The sequence below is a fragment of the Paenibacillus sp. HGF5 genome (assembly GCF_000204455.1).
GTDB classification, from domain to species: Bacteria; Bacillota; Bacilli; order Paenibacillales; family Paenibacillaceae; genus Paenibacillus_AQ; species Paenibacillus_AQ lautus_A.
Window position 1 is genome coordinate 56,448 of the sequence record NZ_AEXS01000026.1, and the last position, 16,115, is coordinate 72,562.

15 protein-coding genes are annotated in these 16,115 nt (G+C 48.6%); 7 read left to right on the forward strand and 8 right to left on the reverse strand.

Annotated elements, in window-relative coordinates; all coding sequences use genetic code 11:
* The first annotated feature begins 25 nt into the window (after window positions 1-25).
* The 7 genes from HMPREF9412_RS05005 (at window position 26) to HMPREF9412_RS05035 (ending at window position 5,697) form a co-directional block, all read left to right on the forward strand.
* Entirely contained in the window at window positions 26-1,003 is a 978-nt protein-coding gene (locus tag HMPREF9412_RS05005; RefSeq protein ID WP_036671340.1) for a phosphate/phosphite/phosphonate ABC transporter substrate-binding protein, read from the forward strand.
* A 20-nt stretch (window positions 1,004-1,023) separates the two neighbouring features.
* The gene (gene phnC / locus HMPREF9412_RS05010; protein WP_009590231.1) at window positions 1,024-1,797 is read left to right on the forward strand and encodes a phosphonate ABC transporter ATP-binding protein; all 774 of its coding nucleotides are present in this window, start codon (window positions 1,024-1,026) and stop codon (window positions 1,795-1,797) included.
* A complete protein-coding gene (gene phnE / locus HMPREF9412_RS05015) occupies window positions 1,794-2,618 on the forward strand; it encodes a phosphonate ABC transporter, permease protein PhnE (RefSeq protein WP_009590228.1) in 825 nt (274 codons plus the stop codon). The genes phnC and phnE (HMPREF9412_RS05015) overlap by 4 nt, the downstream gene beginning before the upstream one ends.
* The gene (phnE, locus tag HMPREF9412_RS05020) at window positions 2,615-3,418 is read left to right on the forward strand and encodes a phosphonate ABC transporter, permease protein PhnE (RefSeq protein ID WP_009590214.1); all 804 of its coding nucleotides are present in this window, start codon (window positions 2,615-2,617) and stop codon (window positions 3,416-3,418) included. The genes phnE (HMPREF9412_RS05015) and phnE (HMPREF9412_RS05020) overlap by 4 nt, the downstream gene beginning before the upstream one ends.
* Window positions 3,419-3,493: 75 nt before the next feature.
* A complete protein-coding gene (locus tag HMPREF9412_RS05025; protein WP_009590220.1) occupies window positions 3,494-3,676 on the forward strand; it encodes a hypothetical protein in 183 nt (60 codons plus the stop codon).
* Between the two features lie 400 nt (window positions 3,677-4,076).
* Window positions 4,077-4,652, forward strand: a complete 576-nt coding sequence (locus HMPREF9412_RS05030; protein ID WP_009590222.1) for a sigma-70 family RNA polymerase sigma factor — start codon at window positions 4,077-4,079, stop codon at window positions 4,650-4,652.
* Window positions 4,642-5,697 (forward strand): hypothetical protein, encoded by a 1,056-nt coding sequence (locus HMPREF9412_RS05035; protein ID WP_009590219.1) that lies wholly within the window; start codon window positions 4,642-4,644, stop codon window positions 5,695-5,697. The genes HMPREF9412_RS05030 and HMPREF9412_RS05035 overlap by 11 nt, the downstream gene beginning before the upstream one ends.
* Before the next feature lie 85 nt (window positions 5,698-5,782).
* Here the strand turns inward: HMPREF9412_RS05035 and HMPREF9412_RS05040 are convergent, their stop codons facing one another.
* The 8 genes from HMPREF9412_RS05040 to HMPREF9412_RS05070 form a co-directional block, all read right to left on the reverse strand.
* A complete protein-coding gene (locus HMPREF9412_RS05040; RefSeq protein WP_009590267.1) occupies window positions 5,783-6,778 on the reverse strand; it encodes an alpha/beta hydrolase in 996 nt (331 codons plus the stop codon).
* A 252-nt stretch (window positions 6,779-7,030) separates the two neighbouring features.
* Window positions 7,031-10,060, reverse strand: a complete 3,030-nt coding sequence (locus HMPREF9412_RS05045) for a discoidin domain-containing protein (RefSeq protein ID WP_254664003.1) — start codon at window positions 10,058-10,060, stop codon at window positions 7,031-7,033.
* 233 nt (window positions 10,061-10,293) lie between these two features.
* A complete protein-coding gene (locus HMPREF9412_RS05050; RefSeq protein ID WP_254664004.1) occupies window positions 10,294-11,376 on the reverse strand; it encodes a peptidyl-prolyl cis-trans isomerase in 1,083 nt (360 codons plus the stop codon).
* A gap of 119 nt (window positions 11,377-11,495) precedes the next feature.
* A complete protein-coding gene (locus tag HMPREF9412_RS32785; RefSeq protein ID WP_009590261.1) occupies window positions 11,496-11,672 on the reverse strand; it encodes a hypothetical protein in 177 nt (58 codons plus the stop codon).
* Window positions 11,673-11,679: 7 nt separating this feature from the next.
* On the reverse strand, window positions 11,680-13,032 hold the full coding sequence (locus tag HMPREF9412_RS05055) for an amino acid permease (RefSeq protein WP_009590283.1): 1,353 nt from the start codon (window positions 13,030-13,032) through the stop codon (window positions 11,680-11,682).
* 107 nt (window positions 13,033-13,139) lie between these two features.
* Complete coding sequence (locus HMPREF9412_RS05060; RefSeq protein ID WP_036671333.1) at window positions 13,140-13,853, reverse strand: alpha/beta hydrolase; 714 nt, start codon at window positions 13,851-13,853, stop codon at window positions 13,140-13,142.
* Window positions 13,854-13,978: 125 nt separating this feature from the next.
* Window positions 13,979-14,359, reverse strand: a complete 381-nt coding sequence (locus HMPREF9412_RS05065; RefSeq protein ID WP_009590251.1) for a c-type cytochrome — start codon at window positions 14,357-14,359, stop codon at window positions 13,979-13,981.
* Window positions 14,360-14,391: 32 nt separating this feature from the next.
* On the reverse strand, window positions 14,392-16,104 hold the full coding sequence (locus tag HMPREF9412_RS05070) for a GMC family oxidoreductase (RefSeq protein ID WP_009590224.1): 1,713 nt from the start codon (window positions 16,102-16,104) through the stop codon (window positions 14,392-14,394).
* Between the last annotated feature and the right edge of the window lie 11 nt (window positions 16,105-16,115).

Genomic DNA, 16,115 nt, shown 5'->3' on the forward strand with positions numbered 1-16,115 from the left:
GGAGGTCATTGCTTTGAAAAAATGGATGAAATTCACGATGCCCCTGCTCTTATCCGTCGCTGTCCTCAGCGGATGCGGAGGGAATGCCGACACCGGCGGCAAAGCCGCTGCCAACGCGAGCCAGGAGAAATCGCAAGGTACGAATGCGGACAGCAGCCCAGCATCGGAACCGACCGGATACGTCCCTGAAAAATTGACGGTGCAATTCGTCCCTTCCCAGAATGCGGACACGCTTGAGGCCAAAGCTAAACCGCTCGAGAAGCTATTGTCCGATAAAGTCGGCATCCCGGTAGAGGTCAGCGTATCGACCGACTATAACACCATCGTAGAAGCAATGGCTTCCAAGAAGGTGGACGTCGGCTTCCTGCCGCCCACCGCCTATGTTCTAGCCAAGGAGAAAGACGCTGCCGAAGTCATTCTTCAGGCCCAGCGTTTCGGCGTTAAGGATGAAACCGGCGAACCGACGGAAGAGCTTGTTGATTTTTATAAGGCGATGCTGATCGTGAAAAAAGACGCTGCCATTCAATCCGTGGCTGATCTGAAGGGAAAGAAAATCGCCTACCAGAACGTCTCGTCTTCTGCCGGCTATGTATGGCCGGCTGCGGTCTTGATGGATAACGGAATGGATCCGCTGAAGGATGTTCAGCCGGTTACGGTCAAAGGTCATGACCAGGCAGTGCTTGCCGTGCTGAACGGCGATGTCGACGCGGCAGCCATCTTCCAGGATGCCCGCAATGTCGTCAAGGGGGATTACCCGACCGTGTTTGAAGATACGCGTGTGCTGACCTATACCGAGAAGATTCCGAACGATACGATCAGCGTGCGTTCCGATATGAACCCCGAATGGGTGGAGAAGCTGCAAAACGCGTTTATCGAGATCGGACAAGACGAGGAAGGCCACAAAATCATTTCCGAAATTTACACGCATGAAGGTTATGTCAAATCGGACGACACTCAATTTGAGATTGTCCGGGAATATGGCGAAAAGGTAAAGACCGAGTAAAAGATAAGGGACTGAAAGCCATGATTGAAATTCGCAATGTTTCAAAAACATACGCTAATGGAACCAAGGGATTACATCATATAAATCTGACGATCGGCCGCGGCGAGTTCGTGGCGATCGTCGGGTTGTCCGGTGCCGGTAAGTCGACCCTGCTGCGGTCGATGAATCGGCTTCATGACATTACCGAGGGTGAAATCGTGATCGGCGGCCAATCGATAACATCGGCCAAGGGCAAGGAGCTGCGCCGCATCCGCCGGGATATCGGGATGATCTTTCAGAGCTTCAACCTGGTGAAGCGCTCTTCCGTGCTTCGCAATGTGCTGGCCGGACGCGTTGGCTACCATTCCACCCTGCGCACCCTATTGGGCCGTTTTCCCAAGCCCGATATGGACTTGGCCTTTCAAGCGCTGGATCGGGTAGGCATTGTCCAAAAGGCGTATGCCCGCGCGGACGAGCTATCCGGCGGACAGCAGCAGCGGGTCGCAATCGCCCGCGTGCTGGCGCAGGAGGCCAAGATCATTCTGGCGGACGAGCCGGTGGCTTCCCTGGATCCTTTAACCACAAAGCAGGTCATGGATGATCTGAAACGGATTAACGCGGAATCCGATATTACGACCATCGTGAATCTGCATTCGATCGATCTGGCTAGGCAGTACGCTACGCGGATTATCGGTATGCGCGACGGAGAAATTGTTTTTGACGGCCCCGTGTCGGACGCGACGGACGAGCGATTTACGGAAATATACGGACGGCCATTCGGCAAGGATGGAATATTGGAGGAAACGGCGGTATGAAGATGGAACTCGATACGGCGCCATTCGAGCAACCGGGGCAGCCTCCCCTGCTCCGTCCGAAACCACCGGGCAAACTAAAGCATTACTTAACGGCGGCTTTCCTGCTGCTTCTGGTATGGGGCAGTTCGCTTCAGACGGATGCTACCTTCAAGGCGCTTGTGGAAGGTCTGCCGAACATGCTCGACCTGCTGCGGGAAATGTTCCCGCCGAGGTGGAGCTATCTCGACAACATCTGGCAGGCGATGCTGGAGACGATACGCATGGCGCTGATCGGGACCACGCTTGGCGCCTTTTTGGCGGTTCCGGTGGCGCTGCTATGTGCAGGCAATCTGATCAAGAGCCGCTGGATCACTTATCCGGTCCGCTTTTTGCTGAACTTGGTCCGTACGATTCCGGACCTGCTGCTCGCCGCTTTTTTTGTCGCGATACTGGGACTCGGTCCACTGCCGGGAATCTTTGCCCTATCCGTTTTTTCGCTGGGCTTGATCGCGAAGCTCACCTATGAAGCGCTGGAAGCAATAGATCCCGGTCCTCTGGAGGCCATGACTGCAGTCGGTGCAAATCTGGCACAGTTGATCGTGTATGGCGTCTTCCCGCAAATTCGGGCGCATTTCGCTTCCTTCACCTTGTACACGTTCGAAATCAACATCCGTGCCGCTGCCGTACTCGGTCTGGTAGGGGCCGGCGGCATCGGTCATTATTATGAAGTGACGCTCGGCTTCTTCGAATATGACAAAACATGCATGATCATCATCTTCACCCTGGTTATGGTCTTACTGATCGATTACCTTAGTACGAAATTGCGGGAGAAATGGATATGAGCAAATCATGGAACAACGTCGTTCCCCAACCGAAAAAAAGCCGCCTCCGCTTACTGATCTACGCCCTGCTTGCCGTTGTTTATATCTGGGCCTTTGCGGGCATTCCGTTCTCCGGGATCAAGGAGACCGCCGGTCAGGTGACGAAGGCCATATTCTCCGGTTTGTTTTCGCCGGATTGGGATTTTGTCTACTTGCCAGGCGGAGAAGATCTGCTTCGGGGCTTGCTTGATACGCTGGCCATTTCCATATTGGGGACGGTCATCTCGGCATTGATCTGCATCCCGTTCGCTTTCTGGGCCGCAGCTAACATGAGCCGGACGGTATTCGCTTCCGGCTCCGGCAAAACGCTGCTCAGCTTGATCCGCGTTTTTCCCGAAATCGTGATGGCGCTGCTGTTTATCAAGGCGGTCGGGCCCGGATCTTTTGCCGGCGTACTCGCATTAGGTCTGCATTCCGTCGGCATGCTAGGCAAGCTGTTCTCCGAAGAGGTGGAGCAGATTGATACGGGTCCGACCGAGGCACTGATCGCCGCGGGGGCGACGCGGCTGCAAATGGTGCGATTCGCCGTACTGCCGCAGGTGCTGCCGGGTTTTCTCTCGTATATCCTTTACCGTTTCGAGATTAACCTCCGCTCCGCCACCATCCTCGGGGTCATCGGCGCAGGCGGCATCGGCACACCGCTCATTTTTGCGCTGAGCTCACGGAACTGGGACCGCGTCGGCATCATTTTGCTCGGCATCATCGTGATGATCACCGTGGTCGATTTCATTTCGGGATCACTCCGGAAAAAGCTGGTTTAACCAAACCGTGAATAACTTTGGAAGCATCCTCCATACTAGGGAAGAACAACATATTTGAACCTAGGAGGAACCCTAATGCTCGACAACTTGGAAAGCGACTACGACTGCTCCAAAGCCGGCGACGATCTCCATCAACTTAAGCAAGAGCTTGCTGCGTTGCGGGGACAAGGCACTGGAGACTCGGAAACGCAGGAACGATTGAACCGATTGGAGAATCAAATCTCCTTCATCATGAACAAGTGCGACATTCATCATTAACGTGCAACCTCCCTCTTATATTCGAGATCTGTTATGATCTTGCCAATAACAATGTCACACCATTGATTGGCATGGATCTTCAAATCCCCTCCATGATTAAAAAAACCTCGTATCCGTGAAGGATACGAGGTTTTTAAGTTATTCCTTGTTGACCAGCAGATAGAGTATCGTCTACTTTTCCACGTATTCCGTAGTAAATGCACATCCCGCGCTTCTATAATAGAGACTGCCGAGTCATCATTTTATCAACCAATGTTATTTCCTTTCCTCCAGCTTACATCGGCTATAATCCAAAGTAACATAGCGATCGTTTAAGAAAAAAAATATACAAGAACCCGAACCTTTTTTCGATACAGAGACAATATAGGGTGTAAGCTGCTTACCCAGGAGGGCCCTCTGAATGCAAAGTGAATATATGTTCCAATTACTCAAACAAATGAAAGACGGTGATCAACTGGCATTTCATACGATGTATGATGCCACCTATCAGGACGTCTACCGGACCGTTTCCTTTCTGGTGGATCATCCGCAGGACCGGGAAGATGTCATGAATGAGATTTATATGCAAATGTGGACGTCGCTGGCCAATTACGATACGAACCGACCTTTCCATTTCTGGCTGCATGGCCTCGTCATCCGTCAAGTACAAAGATTTCGAGTCAAGCGCTGGCGGAGATTCCGAATTTTCGAGCGCATTCGTGCCTTCTCCCGGGAAGAGTCGCATTGGGATCAACCTTCGGTGTTGATGGACGGGACGAACCAAATGATATCGCAGGCCATTCACAAACTGACGGATAAACAGCGAACGGTCATTATCCTCCGCTTTTTTCACGACTATACGCTGGAGGAGATTGCGACCCTACTCGATATTCCGCTGGGTACCGTCAAGTCCAGATATCATGCGGGCATCCAGGCGCTTCGAAAAAACATATGGAATCTCCCCCCGGAAAGGATGGAAAAGATCAATGACTATTGAACGCAAAATCCGAGAGCATCTGCGCAAAGAAGCAGAAACGTTGGATTGCCCTCAAGCCATTACCCACCGAATCGAACAATCCTATACACAATATTTGCAAAGACAAAGGAGTGGAAAAACCATGAAAAAACGTTTTATAGCTGGAATAGTAGCAACGGCGATTTTGATTCCAACCGCAGCATTTGCTGCACCTACCCTGATTGAAATGCTGACCAGAACGCCGATGACCATTGAACAAGTCAAGACGGATGAGATTGGCAAAGCTACCCTTGAGAAGCTGTACCGCGCATTTCCCGAAACCAAAAAGTTTGAGATCATCGATGCAAGCACCGTTCAAGGTGTCCAAACCAGCATCATCCTCCAGGAAAAAGGAGGAACCGGCAAAAAGATAGCCCTTCATACCAACAGTATGACGGGTGAGATCGAACACGTGATTCAAGAGAATTGGGAGCCTAAGGAGAAGCCGCTCACGGCTTTAACAGAACAGGAAATCAAGTCGAAGGTCGATCATCTGATCCATGCGTTATACGGCAGCATCAAAGCGTATGAGTTTGCTATGGAGCCAATGGAGAACCCGGATCAGAAAACGTTGATGCTGAATTACACCCAAAAGGGATCAACAGTCCCCTTCTACCAGGTACTGGTTCAGGACCAATCCATCAGTCTTTCGCTGATTGGAGGTGAAACGTCGTCATCAGACGATAAAGTAGAAGGTTTCTTCACTACGAATGGCAAGCCTGATTATTTTGCAGATGCCTTTTTGAATGACGACAAACTTTTTTCCTTACTAAACATGAGCCCAATTGAATTAAAACAAGAATTAGCTAAAGGTAAATCCGTAGTGGAGATTGCAGCATCCAAAAATGTATCGAAGCAGCAGGTTGTGGATGTCATTGCACAATCACAGGTTGATTTACAAATCCAAAGCGAAGCGAATGGCGAACCTCCTGCCAACAACCTTTCAAATGATCAAATGTTAAAAGCTATTGAACCGAAAGTATTGCAAGTTATTGAATACAAAACGGTAACGCCATCGAAGAAATAACTCATTGATTCAACAAAAAGCCGGATTCCTTCATGAAGGAAAACCCGGCTTTTTCATTTGAATCCATTCTATACATACATTTTCGTTAAAGGGCTGGCCCCCCTTTTACTTCTTTGATAAATTCGCTAAAGGTTTCTGCAATGTCCTTGTACTTGGTATGATGCAGATAATGTTCTCCTTCAAGGGGTATTACTTTTCCGTGGTCAGAATCCTTTACCTGCTCTTCATGTAATGGAATCCAGGTTGGAAAGTCCGGATTATCCGCTTGTACAAAGAGAAGAAGCGGAAGATCTTTAGGGAAGGTTAAATCTTGTGCCCCTTTAAAATTAGAGGGAATATGCTCCATCTCGTTAAATATCGTGGCGGTTAACGCGTTTTTATTCGTAATCAATCTCATTTGTTCTTTGGTATGGTCATCAAATGCTAGAGCAGCATAGGGATCGGGACCGAGCTTCATCATCAATCGCATAAGACCTGATTGTTTAAGAAACGCAAACTTTTTCATTGGGAATGTAACGTCCATGCCTGGTTGTGTCGGAACACTGCTATCAATGCCGACAAATGCGGTTACCTCGTTTGGATATTTGCTCACATAATCAATTCCGTAAATGCCTGCAATGGAATGGCCCATGAGCGTATAACGGTTAATATTAAGCTGCTGCAGAGCTTCATGGACTTCACTTACGATGTTATCCGCGGTTCGTTCTTTATCGGTTCCATCACTTAAGCCATAACCAAAAGGCTCAATGGCAGCAACTCTATAAAATGGAGATAATTCATCGATCAGCAGCTTAAAATCAAGAGCGGGTGCTGCTGTTCCGGCACCTGGAAGGAGTACAATCGTTTCTTCGCCTGCTCCTTGAATATATACATTCATATTTTTGCCATCGACAGATACCTGTTGGCCATAGGGCTCTATTCGCTTCGCTTCGGAATGGCTGCTGATCACATTGCTGATATAAACAATGCCTAGAAAAAGAATGATGGCAATAACGATTGCTGCAATGATTTTAAGCACTATACTTCGTGCTTTCTTGGATTTCTTCCCGTTCCTCGTATTCATTTTCTCAGTTTGTGCCACGCTCATCTTCTCCTGTCCTGATCGGTTGGTTAGGCTTCCTCCATGTGCCGCTAATGAAATCTTAACCAATGAAGATGTACTCCCCGTAACGACAATATGAACGGAGTATGAACTGGCAAAAAAAACTACGGTCTCACGTGCAAGGAAGTTTGCGCATGAGCCGTAGCTTTGAGAATAATGGAATTTTAGGCTATGAATCTAATGAGTCCGTCAGCATGATATTGGTATGGATGACGGCGAATAAATAATCTGCTATGGATTAAGGAGCGTTGCTGCATCACGTATCAAATATTCCGCAATCTCGGTGGAGATAAACTTCCCTTTTTGTGCATGTACTTCTGAAATGAAACTGCTCAGGTTTTGTTTTTGCAATTTTTTCAGCAGACTGTTAGCAATCCCTTTGTTGTTGATTGTTCCCTCGTCTGCGAAACGTTGAACCAGTTCCTCAAGAGAGGCATAACTTGTTTTCACTTGGAAGTCTACGGATTGTGTAGATGCATTCCCTGCTAAGTCCATAGCCTTTATCGTAAATGTATGTGTACCCAGCTCAAATTTATATAAAGCTATATCCATTAGATCCGTTATGACCTTCCCATCCAGCATGACTTCGGTTTTTGCTTGGTCGATACCCGACAGCGTGTCGGCCATTTCAAATTCGGGTTGAAACACACCCGTGTTGAATTCGGAGGATGCGACTTGGTTTATCGTAAGCTCCGGAGCCGTCCAATCCACCGTAATATGGCTGGAAGCTTGAAAATCACCGTCGTCCGTCGTGGCCGTGATGATAGCCCTTCCTTCCCCTTCTGCAGTCACGATGCCATGATCGTCTACCGTTGCCACCCGCTCTTGATTCGTGCTCCATGACATATTCTTATTGGTTGCATGATCCGGCAAAACCGTTGCTTGGAGCTCTACGCTTCGTCCGGAAGAGGAATTAAACACGAGCTCCGGTTTGTCCAACGTAATGCCTATAACGGGGACGTTATTAGAGGTATGCTCAACAATGAGTTCATTTAATGCAATGTTCCCCCATATCCGATTCCCGTCATTCACCTTTAGTCGAAGTTTATAGGCGTTTACCGTTGGAAAAGAAACGCTCTGGTGCTCTTTGGTGCTGTCATTAAACTCCCATTCGATCGATGCGTCAGATAAAGCCGTTACCCAGCGGCTACCGTCGAAATACTCCACGTCAAAATTAGTTATGCCTTGGCCGATTCCAAAAAACGTAACTAACGTAACCTTGTTGACCGGTACGCTATGATTGCCGTAGTCAAGGGTAATATAACCTGGGAAGGTAATATCACCGGTACTTCCCCATGCAGAGTTCAAATTGTTGTCGATGATGCTGGTAATGGTGCCTGCCCCCGTAGCAAAGGTTGTGGTGACCATATCTTTGGAAAGTTCAGGATTGTTATACAATTCAAGCTCGTTCAGTGCGATTCGCCCCGATTGGTTAGCACCGTCATGAACCTTCAATCTGATTTTAGAGAATCGAGTAAGTGGGAATTCCACGGATTTGATCTCGTTTGCCCCCGTGTTCAGATCCCAAGTCAGATTAATATTTGTACGCAGGGGAATCCATCCCGAACCATTGTTGTATTCAAGATCAAAGTTCGTGATTCCCCATTCTTGCCCGTATCTAGTATTTAACTTCAATTGGTTGGCCATCAGCGTTTGCTCGCCGAAATCGAGCGTGATATCGTTCGGAAATGAAGGCGTAATGCCGGTTTCCCATGCCGTGTCATATTCATTATCGATGATATGTTCGATCGGACCTGAAGAGGACGATTCAAATGTCGTACTAGCAGCTGCCTGCGTAGCCAGATTGTCAACAGGTGTGCTGGCTGGACGTTTCGGAACGATGACGATCGGATCAGGCATGTTCCCGGCTGGTGGCACACTGCCCTCGTATTCGTGGGCACCGATATCGGGAGCGCCATTATATATCGGGTTGCCGAAATAATCCCGCCCTCCGTTATCGCTTACGCGAATGCCTGCTCCAATGAGTGGCGAATTCGCTTGCAATTGGTACCCATGTACTGTATCCATGCCATTCCCGCCGCTGCCGGGATCAACGAATCTTGGATCGTCCGTTATCTTATGGGCATCGGCCTGCACCAGTGTGTTCCCTCCGTAATATGCGTTGTAGTCAAACGTCTGGCCCGTCAAGTCCCATCCCTTATCGCCGACGCTGTAGTACACATTATTATAGTTATGAATGTTGCGCGGAGCACCCGATGCCTTGGTGAAGTAATCGCTCATGACCGGGTTGCCGGATGATTTCCCTACGTATATCGTATTATTGTAGTTATAGACGTTATCAATGGAACCGCTGTATCGGAATATGCTTTTTCTGTCGTTTTGGCTAATGTTATATCTAACGATGGTATTGATTGTGTAGTACGTGTCGTTTACGAACAGCATAAAGCCGCCAGCGTTATCATGACTGTAATTGTACTGAACCAACGAATTGATGTTTCCTGCATCCACGTCGAAGCCATGCCCGTCTTCCGCACCGTTCACGCTGGCAAACGATTCGTTGAATTGAACAAGATTATTGTCCGCATACGCCCACCAAATGGAAGCGTTGGTTGCCAAATACGTAGCTTGTTGGACGGTGTTGCGCTCGACTACCGCTCCATCGGTGACATTCCACGCGATGCCGCCCGTTGCTGCTCTGATGACCGTATTATTGGATATTTTCACTTGAGTAGACGGCGTCCAAGGCCCGTATGGTTTAGGTACCCAAGGCCATAAATCGCCCATTCCGTAGCGCAAGATACAATTGGAGCCAATGTATATGCCATAGGCATCCACGTCCGTCAGTATATTTCCGTCAATGAGAACATCGTTAAAAGCACTGGGTGTCATCGACCCAACCGAATCGAAAATAATCCCCCCGGAGCGTGTGGTATACGATCCATCGACATCATGGATGTTCATGTTTTTGATATAGATGTGATTTAATAAACCAGCTTCCTCATTCAAGATATAAACACCGCGCCTTTGGCCCCGCGGATTCTCCCAATCTCGATCAAAAGGCAGCGGCGAGCTGTTTGTTACCTCTAGGTTGTTGATTTCCCAGTACTCCTGGTTTTTCAAAAATACGGCTTCCAGTTCGGACGTAATTCCTGCGATTAATGGTTTGCTTCCGGAACCGTACATATCGATAATGATCGGATTTCCGCTTGAACCTGAACCTTTAGGCCACAGTCTGCCGTTCCAACTCTCCCCGGCTTTGAACAAGATTTTGTCGCCTGGGGCAAAGGTAGTCGCGTTCACTTTATCCAACGATCTCCATGCAGAGTCTTGACTTGTGCCGTTATTCCCATCATCTCCCCCTGTGTTGTCCACATAATAAGTGGTTCCCGCAGCTAAAGCGGTCGACGGTGAAACGGTAACCCAATTGCAAACGAAAGAAAAAATCGAAACCATACAGATAAGCTTTTTGAAAAACGATTGGCTCAATCCTCTTCATTCCTTTCATTGTTATATATGTAATGCCAAATCGGCGATTACATCAGGAATTTTCTGTACAACTCCTCATTCAATACAACCTTCGCATCGGTTAACCGCTGACGTACGTACTCCTCATATTGGTTATCGATATAGTCCTTTAACACTTGTTCTCTTATACCGTCAAATCCCAGATACTTGGAACCTAACTGATCTTTCTCCATGCACAGCATGAGATAGAAGCTGCCGTTCTCTTCAATAATTTCGCTTACCTCTCCTGGAAGAAGGTCAGCCGAAGCTTGGGCTACCGGACTTCTGACATTGTGTCTGTAACTATCCAAGTTATAGACCTGCTCCGTAACCCGGTCATCTTGTTTAATGTCCTTTACGGCTTGCTCAAAAGAAACCCCGGATGAGATTTTCTCCCTAGCCGTCTCGATCTTCCGTTTCTCCTGCGTTTTGAGAAGTGTATCGACATTCCGATTGGCATCCAGAAAAGATAACGATAATTGTCGTACCTTCACCGTTGCGGGTGCATGGTACAACCTTCTCTTGTTCGCCTCGTAAAACGTGATCAGCTGTTGTTCACTCGGCTTCCAGTCATGTTCCATCAGATGGTTCTTGACCGATAAGACCGTGTTCGCCAACACGTATTCATAATAGGCTTCCTCCGTATATTGAGCAGGACCGAAAATTACCTGATGATTCTTGATGGCTTGTTGCCTTCTCTGATTTTCAAGGTTGAAATTTTGCATAAAACCGGCGTAACTGATATCGGGGAGCACTCCCTGCTCTTTGGCAAGGATCTGTCGAATTTTTTGATTGATGCTATCTTCGAGCGCCTTCTTTTTGATCAACTCGAGCGGAATCTCGTTACCTCCGTATGGCGTAGTCCAAAAAGCTGCCGACGGTGCAGCATCATATTTTTCATGGAAATACTTGATGATACCGGCTCGATTGGCATCGATGGCTCTTTGAAATTCGCTTACATGAATCTCTACTCCGTCAACTGTCGCGATATAAGCGTCTTCATGATGTGTTTGTGTAAATGCAGGCTTTGCGATTAAAAGGATCGTCACCACGATCAAGATGAAGAATCCGGCTATGAACAGCCATTTCAGACTGCAAAATTTATGTACCATCAAACCCATCAGCACCCTCGTCAATAGATTTTTAATGAAGACGATTCTACCAAGGCATCTCCAAAATATGTATAATTCATTATAATTTCCATAAGTAAGCGCTATCAATTTCTCCTTTTTTACTTTCCTTTCACTTTCTTTACTTGTTCCCACGCATAAAAAAGCGGCAGAGGATTCTTTCCTCTGCCGCCTTCTCTTTCTAAATTAGGTTTTCTTGTTTGCAGCCATGCGGCTCGCAACCGGATCATGACACCATGTCCAGCTTGTCCGATTACCGTGAAGTTGAAGCCCTTCATCCTTCCGTTATCCGACTCTGCTCTCTTTTTTGAATTTCATGATGGACCAAACAACCAATAGCAGCAGTACGGCCAGACATACGCTGATGCTGACCCGGTTCTGACCGTCAATAAGAAACAGGACCGCGATCACTGACAAGCAGAGGGCAGTTACCCCGGTAATGTAGGGGAACCCCCATACCTTAAAGCTGGGCTGCTTCGGATAAGCTTTGCGGAGTTTCAGCTGCGAGAAACAAATGCAGATCCATACCAGCACAACGACGAAGCCTGGGACCGCCATCAAAACCCGGAACAGCTGGTCTTGCGCGATCAATCCAAGCAAGGAACCTGCTAATAGTATGATCGCGCAGAGTTTCAGCGTATTAAGCGGTATGCCTTTGTTCGTGGTTTTAGCCAGGCTCTTGGGCGCCTCTCCGGCGGCTGCCATGGAATAAATCATGCGCGTCGCGCCATAGATGCCGGAATTGGCTGCCGACAGCACGGCCGTCACGAGAATAAAATTCATGATGTGGGCCGTACCCTGAAGCCCGGTAGCCGACAGCACTTGAACAAAAGGACTCGTCTCTCCGCCGAGCTGGTTCCACGGAATCAATCCGCATATAATCAGAATCGGCAGCGTGAAGAACAAAATCACCCGTAAAATAAAATTGCGCACGACTTTCGGCAGGATTTTGTCCGCATGCTCGGTTTCGGTCAATGTGAGTCCGATCAGCTCGGAGCCGCCGTACGAAAAGGTAACGACCAGCAAGGCGGAAAAGATGGCGAACCATCCGTTTGGCAGGAACCCGCCGTGCGCTGTGAAATTGTGAAGGTACGGGGGAGCGGAGCTCGGAATCACTCCGAACATTAGTAAGCTCCCGAGCACGATAAAGATAATAATCATGGCGATTTTGATGCCAGCAAGCCAGAACTCTACTTCGCCAAAGCTTCCGACGCTCATCATATTAATGAGAATAATGAGCGCTGCGCTTGCCAGGCTCAGCATCCACAGCGGTACGTCGGGAAACCAGTACTGCAGAAAGCTGCCTGCCGCAATCACTTCGATCACGCAAACCGACAGCCACATAAAACAATACATCCAGCCCATGACAAAGGATACCCGCTCTCCGAACGCTTGCCGAACAAAGTCCTTCATGTTTCGACCCGGATATACCGTAGCCATCTCCGTCATGGCACCCATCACGACCAACAGCAGCAGTCCCGCAAAGATATAAGAGAAAATCACGCCAGGTCCGGCGAGACCGATCGTCTCGGCGCTTCCCTTAAATATGCCGGTGCCGATGACGCCGCCCATAGCCATAAAGCTGATATGCCTTGGCCTCAATTTCTTCTGTAGTGAATCTTCATCTTGTATTGCCATATGCATATCCTCCTGATGACGATCGTATAAACCCAATGATTAGTATAACCTTTTCGGTAAAGGAAGCAAAAAGAAATTATTAGTTTACATAATATTTATTACGGTAACTATTCATTCTCTGAGTCCAATTCATGGATTTTGGAGACCAGGTCTTCCGAATTGGTACGGAACGTTTGGTTCGAATCGGTCCAGGCCGATTTCAGAAAATAGGACGCATGAAACCGCCATCCTTGATGATCCGGATTAAAATCCAATTGAATCTCGCGCCCCGGCCTTCCCCGGTACACTCTCGAACCGGGTTTGCGCCAGCTGCCGATTTGGGTGATCCTGTCCGGTTTCTGGCCCGTGATATATGTAAACCGGTTATTGTAGGGGATATCCTTCAAATAGAATTTGGGACACCCCACGGCAAACACCTGAACTTCCTGCAATCCAAACTTCTCTTTCATATATAATCCTGTCCGGTAGGCAACTACGCCTCCAGCACTGTGCCCAATCAGGATCAGGCGGTCGCAGCCTGCGGCATGGTCGCGGAGGATCTCCGCAGCGTTGATTACTCGAAGGGAGCACTCACGCGCCAGATCATAGCCGACTTGAGTAAGCTGCCGGGCCAACAGACGGAATAAAGCGGCCCCCTCCCTGCCGTTGGCCATCCCGTAAGGAAAGATCATCACAATTTTGGCATTTGGGTATCTTCGGGCTATTTCGCTGGCTGCGTCTTCAAAGTTATTCCGATAGGTCAGAACACCGGCAAAAAAACAAACGACCGAACTGCAATCCAGGGAACAGGTACTATGGGGGGATACAAATGCTTCTGTCATGTTTCTCAAAGCCCCTCCTAGATCGTTTCAAAATTCCTTGTACAATATAATAAACCCTCATGATTACAATGCATCCGTATCTGCATTGTATCATGAGGGTCCTGCTTTCTTTCAATCGGTTCGTCTTATTTTTTGGCAGCCAACCATTGGGACAGTACATTAATTTCGTCTTCCGTCAGCTTGCCTTGGAATGCCGGCATTCCATTGCGCCCATTCGTGATGATGCCGGCAATTTGGCTGGCATCATATTTGGATCCTACGTTTTGCAGGCTGGGAAAGCTTCCGCCTCCGCCTAAATCGGTAGCATGGCAAGCCATGCAGTTGGCATTGTACAGTGACATGGCTTCATCGTTGGTGGCATCCCCGCCGGTTGCTCCTTCCGGAGCTTGCCCGCCGTTTTCTGCAGGAGCTGGAGCAGGCTCGGATGTATTATTGCCGCCGCATGCTACCGCTGCAAAAGCAAAAGTTGTCAATAGCAGTACAAACAGTAACCCTTTTTTGAACATTTCTGAAACTGCCTCCTTTTGTATAATGCAAGCTATACTAACAGCCCGCCTTTTTTGCTGTATTCCACAATTCCCTCCGCTGTGCGATAAGCAAGAGCCCCGACCGTCCCGGTCGGATTATAGCCGCTATTATGCGGGAAAGCGGATGCGCCTACCACAAACAAATTTTCCATATCCCACATTTGCATGTAGTTGTTGACGGCCGAATTGCCAGGGTTCTCTCCCATAATGACCCCGCCGGTATTATGAGTCGATTGGTATGTCGTAATTTCGTAAGGTCCCAGTTCCTTCAATTTCATAATGTTCTGGCCTCCCATCTCCTGCACAATCTCCGCGCAGCGATCGGAAAGGTACCTGGCCAACTGGCGGTCCTGCTCTTCGAAATCAAACGTGATTCGAATCAACGGGTCTCCGAATGCGTCCTTATAGGTTGGATCCAAATCCAGATAGTGATGCCGGAAAGGCATTGATGAGCCCTGAGAGCCTACGGACAGCACGCTGTTTGCATACTTCAAGGAATTCGCCTTAAACTCTTTTCCCCAACGCGGTGATTCTTCCGGAACCGGATTGTTTTGAATGGGTCTTTGTCCGGTTATGGTGTGGGCAATGTTCCCCCCATGAATGAACTTCAAGTCCGAATGATCGAAATTGTCGCCGTTAAAATCGTCCAGACCCATACCTAGGCTTCCCGCACCGGCAAACAGATTGAATTTATCCTCAAAAAATCCGGCGGCATTCCCCTTGATCACCTGATAGGCATAGTTTTTGCCAATCACGCCCGTCCCGCTGGACGAGTCGTATGGTTTGCCGATTTTAGAGAGGAGCATCAAACGGGTATTGTTAAATACGTATCCCGTGGATACTACGATATCCGCCGGTTGTTCGATTTCCTCTCCGGTCGTGAGGTCCGTGTACATGACGCCCGTTGCCTTTCCGCCCTTATGCAGAATTCTTCTAACATAAGAATGGGTTCGGATTTCGAACTTTCCGGTTTTTTTCGCAACAGGAATTACGGTAACGACAGGATCCGCTTTCGCTCCGTATTCGCAGCCAAACCGCTCGCAGTATCCGCAATACTGGCATGCGGCTCTTGATATGCCATCCGGATTCGTGTAGCTTTCTGACAGATTGGCAGAAGGAACCGTATACGGATTGAGCTTCAGGTTTTTCGCAGCATCCGCAAACATCTTCATGGATGGCGTGTGGAGCATGGGCGGCGTAGGGTACGGATTCGAACGTTTCCCTGCCAAGGGGTTTTCCTCGCCCGAGATGCCGGTCGTCTTCTCGAACTTATCAAAATACGGCTCGAGCTGATCGTAGGTGATGCCCCAGTCCTGGATCGTCATTTCCGGCGGTATTTTATCTTTCCCATAACGCTCTTCCGTCATGCTCCGGATTTTAAAATCGTAGGGCAGGAAACGGAACGTTTGCCCGTTCCAGTGCACGCCGGCTCCTCCCAGTCCCTCCCCTAACAGAAACGACCCGTACTGCCTCATCGGCAGTGCACGTATTTTTTCGGTGCTGCGAAAGGTAATCGTTTCTTTGGAAAGGTCCTGCATTAAATCGTACCGAAGCGCGTAACGGAGCTCATCGTGAGCCATGTAGTAGTCTTCCGTTACCCTTTCTTTGCCTCTTTCCAAACCGACGACGGATAAACCCTTCTTGGTCAATTCCGAGGCGATAATCCCGCCAGCCCAGCCGACGCCGATAATGACAACATCCGTTTTCGGTAATTTTTTGGCCATTTGTGTACTCC

Coding starts and splice junctions, on each gene's coding strand:
- HMPREF9412_RS05060 (WP_036671333.1), bottom strand. CDS start 13,853: ATGACAGAAGCATTTGTATCCCCCCATAGTACCTGTTCCCTGGATTGC.
- HMPREF9412_RS05030 (WP_009590222.1), top strand. CDS start 4,077: ATGCAAAGTGAATATATGTTCCAATTACTCAAACAAATGAAAGACGGT.
- HMPREF9412_RS05050 (WP_254664004.1), bottom strand. CDS start 11,376: ATGGTACATAAATTTTGCAGTCTGAAATGGCTGTTCATAGCCGGATTC.
- HMPREF9412_RS05055 (WP_009590283.1), bottom strand. CDS start 13,032: ATGGCAATACAAGATGAAGATTCACTACAGAAGAAATTGAGGCCAAGG.
- phnE (WP_009590228.1), top strand. CDS start 1,794: ATGAAGATGGAACTCGATACGGCGCCATTCGAGCAACCGGGGCAGCCT.
- HMPREF9412_RS05035 (WP_009590219.1), top strand. CDS start 4,642: ATGACTATTGAACGCAAAATCCGAGAGCATCTGCGCAAAGAAGCAGAA.
- phnC (WP_009590231.1), top strand. CDS start 1,024: ATGATTGAAATTCGCAATGTTTCAAAAACATACGCTAATGGAACCAAG.
- HMPREF9412_RS05065 (WP_009590251.1), bottom strand. CDS start 14,359: ATGTTCAAAAAAGGGTTACTGTTTGTACTGCTATTGACAACTTTTGCT.
- HMPREF9412_RS05005 (WP_036671340.1), top strand. CDS start 26: ATGAAATTCACGATGCCCCTGCTCTTATCCGTCGCTGTCCTCAGCGGA.
- HMPREF9412_RS05025 (WP_009590220.1), top strand. CDS start 3,494: ATGCTCGACAACTTGGAAAGCGACTACGACTGCTCCAAAGCCGGCGAC.
- phnE (WP_009590214.1), top strand. CDS start 2,615: ATGAGCAAATCATGGAACAACGTCGTTCCCCAACCGAAAAAAAGCCGC.
- HMPREF9412_RS32785 (WP_009590261.1), bottom strand. CDS start 11,672: ATGAAGGGCTTCAACTTCACGGTAATCGGACAAGCTGGACATGGTGTC.
- HMPREF9412_RS05070 (WP_009590224.1), bottom strand. CDS start 16,104: ATGGCCAAAAAATTACCGAAAACGGATGTTGTCATTATCGGCGTCGGC.